A 2,876-nucleotide genomic window follows, 5' to 3' on the forward strand; every position below is an offset into this window, starting at 1 on the left:
TTCTACGCTTATCCTGTCAACCTTTATCTCAACATGTTCCCCAATCAAATAAGGGTATTCAGAAAAATACTCATCTTCATCAGTTAGAACGATTCCTGCATCAATTGAATCCTCTTGCAAAATTCCCCTAATATAATATTGATATCCTAAACCAATCCGTTCTAATTCTTTTGTTTTTTCTTTATTTTCACGAATAACTAACTCATCCAAAATCGTAAAACCAACCAATACGGGATACTTTTTCCCTTCTTCAATTTCATAAGGACAGACAGAAGAGAAACCTGTAAATTCTATCCCTTCTATTTCGAGAGTCACTTCCTCTTCTATATGTGGATCAAGCCCTTTAACAAATGCATTATATATCATAGGAGAACCTCTTTGTTTTTTATTATATTGAATGCAGATTAAAACCTTGAAAGGCGTTTTGCCAATCAAGGTTTTATTATAAGCTTTTCTGGAAATATCCCCTTTCTCTTACTAAACAAACTGCTAATCTTTGTGCAGCTCGATCAAAATAAAATGTTGACGGGAGATCTTTATCAGGAATTTCTTCTAACTCTTAAAACTTCCTAGTTATTTTATTTAATTTCATTTTGCCCATAGTATTTTCGTTAGGCCCGAATTTGTATACTACTGATTCATCATCTTCATATTCTTTTAGTAATAAAATGTATATATACCGCCACTGTTTATTCCTCAATTAGTAAAATTCAATTCACTCCACTTTTCTTTTATCCATCCCATTCTTTCATCAGCTTCTTCTGTTGCTAAAACACCTCTTTTGTTTTTGTACTTAATACTTTCTTTTGCCCAGATTAAAATGATCTTGGTATATTCCACCGTCTCTATTGTGCATATACAATCTCCTTCATCTTCATCTGCGAAGATATCTTCAATCACTGTTTTATGTTTATCAGAACTAATTAAATTTAAATTCCCGCCACTTTCGAATATTGGTAATTCCCCAGACAATACTTTTAATAATTGTTCAATTTCTTCCTTTATGCTATCGAAATCACTAAATATATCAGATCCTAACGAATTACTAATAAGGTAACCATTTTTAAGTATTTTCTCTTTTTCCAAATCCAAAATGACTTCATCATAATCATCTATATATTCAATTGCATATTTATATTTGAGCAATATACTATCTCCGTTATTTCTTATTCACCGGTAGATGGTGTGAGGTAACGCAAGCAATATAATGAGTATTTTCCAAACATAATAGGTGGTGTGTTTCCAACCTAAAAGAACCTTGAAAGGTTTTAACCAATTTCAAGGTCCCAATTTAAAATTTGTTAATTTAATTATCGCTTTTCCACACTCTTTGACCATCAGTTAATAAAACTGTACTTGGTGGATCATCATAGAGAGAGATTTCAACCAATGAACTTTTTTCTTGTCTCAACCAATTATATACGTTGCCTTCATTCTGAATCGGTTTGGATAATATTTTATTTACTTTAAATGCAGCTGCATCATATTCTGTATAATTATTATCATCTTCGTCCAATCCATTGTCTGTTTCAAAAACAGTATCTAGTTCTCCAATCCTTAACCCACTTGTCCATTCTAGTATCAAGTCATTATTTTCATATTTTATTAAAGTTTCAATTAAAGAATCATAGCCCATACGATCCCTCTTTTCTTATTTTTATGGCCTAGATGGTACTATATGCGCTCCGTCTTTTCCATAATGTATTATTCCTTAGTAGTCTCAACATATTCATCAGTATTACAATCATAATATTTTCCTATTGGTTTTCCAAAGTCTACTCTTTCCCTGCCATTTTTTAAGAAATCGCCTTTTCCTGTAAACTTATCAAGCAATTCCTGTGCTTTTTTATTATCTCCATATCTCTTGCTAATAGTTAAGAACTCTTTTACGTTACTCATTATTTATCGCCACGAGCTTGTACGATAGTTTCATTAGTTACTCCACGGTATAACTGCCCTGTCATGTAAAATGTCATCTCGCCCCTTTCTCGTTCATGTTCAGTTCCTCAAAGTGTTAAAAATCGATACTCCTTGAAGGTACTACCATCATGAGCTCTCGATTCTCAAACTAATCATTTTCAATTCGCTTCTCACAAATATCAGCTGATTTAATATAAAAAGCAAAAAACCTTGAAAGGCAATTCAGCCCCTCAAGGTATAGTTTTATTTTTGACTATCCCTTTTCCATACACTTTCTCCGTCAGTTAAAAAAACTGCACTTGGCGGATCATCATAAAGTGAAATTTCAACTAATGAACCTTTCTTTTGTATTAACCAATTATATAAACTACTTTCTTCACTAATAGGATGAGCTAAAATATCATTTACTTGAAATGTAACTGCATAATATTTGATAAAATTCACATCATCGTCATCCAACCCATTGTCTGTTTCAAAGAGTGTGTCTGGTTCACCAATAATCTTTAATCCATTATCCCACTCTATTATCAAGTCACTATCTTTATACTCTTTTAACGCTTTTATTAAAGGATCATATTCCATGTATATCCTCCTCAAGAGAAAAGCCTCTGCAATCATGCCGTGAGAGTCAGATTCTACAGAGGAAATCGCATGCTGTGTTTGTTTCAGTACTTTTTTGTATTCGTCGATAAACATGCCAAAGAAAAGGAGAAGGGTTTATGAATTAGCTTTATAAAAGATTATTTTTATTAAAAAACCTTGAAAGGCATATAGCCAGTCAAGGTATGATAACAATAACATTATATTTAGAAGTATCAACTACTTCACCTACTGATTTATCTGAGAGAATATCATAATTGTTTTATATATTCATTCTAATAAAATAAGGCTATTTTAAAGTAACTCCACTCCAACTTGTTTGCAAAATTTAACTTTAAGTCTCTCTTCTTGACCCA

General features: G+C 32.0%; 4 protein-coding genes and 2 pseudogenes. All 6 read right to left on the minus strand.

All coding sequences use genetic code 11. The annotated features are described in order from the left end of the window. Nucleotides 1-366 (minus strand): hypothetical protein (locus tag BLL41_RS22055; protein WP_071579432.1); only part of this gene is annotated, 366 nt, incomplete at its 3' end. A 330-nt stretch (nt 367-696) separates the two neighbouring features. Then, the gene (locus BLL41_RS22065; protein WP_071579433.1) at nt 697-1,146 is read right to left on the minus strand and encodes a hypothetical protein; all 450 of its coding nucleotides are present in this window, start codon (nt 1,144-1,146) and stop codon (nt 697-699) included. A 160-nt stretch (nt 1,147-1,306) separates the two neighbouring features. Further along, nucleotides 1,307-1,636: a hypothetical protein gene (locus BLL41_RS22070; protein ID WP_071579434.1), complete on the minus strand. Its 330-nt coding sequence runs from the start codon at nt 1,634-1,636 to the stop codon at nt 1,307-1,309. Between the two features lie 21 nt (nt 1,637-1,657). Next, a pseudogene (locus BLL41_RS22075) lies at nt 1,658-1,860 on the minus strand (polymorphic toxin type 50 domain-containing protein); the annotation flags it as partial. A gap of 303 nt (nt 1,861-2,163) precedes the next feature. Then, nucleotides 2,164-2,502, minus strand: coding sequence for a hypothetical protein (locus BLL41_RS22080; protein WP_177230652.1), 339 nt, complete (start codon nt 2,500-2,502; stop codon nt 2,164-2,166). 15 nt (nt 2,503-2,517) lie between these two features. Continuing rightward, nucleotides 2,518-2,648: pseudogene (locus BLL41_RS23375) on the minus strand (T7SS effector LXG polymorphic toxin); the annotation flags it as partial. Nucleotides 2,649-2,876: the final 228 nt, after the last annotated feature.

This window comes from Bacillus sp. FMQ74 (genome assembly GCF_001875785.1).
GTDB lineage: Bacteria > Bacillota > Bacilli > Bacillales > Bacillaceae > Bacillus > Bacillus stercoris.

What these genes read in the sequence shown, in the direction of transcription:
- BLL41_RS22080 (WP_177230652.1), bottom strand. Translation starts at nt 2,502, where the DNA reads ATGGAATATGATCCTTTAATAAAAGCGTTAAAAGAGTATAAAGATAGT.
- BLL41_RS22070 (WP_071579434.1), bottom strand. Translation starts at nt 1,636, where the DNA reads ATGGGCTATGATTCTTTAATTGAAACTTTAATAAAATATGAAAATAAT.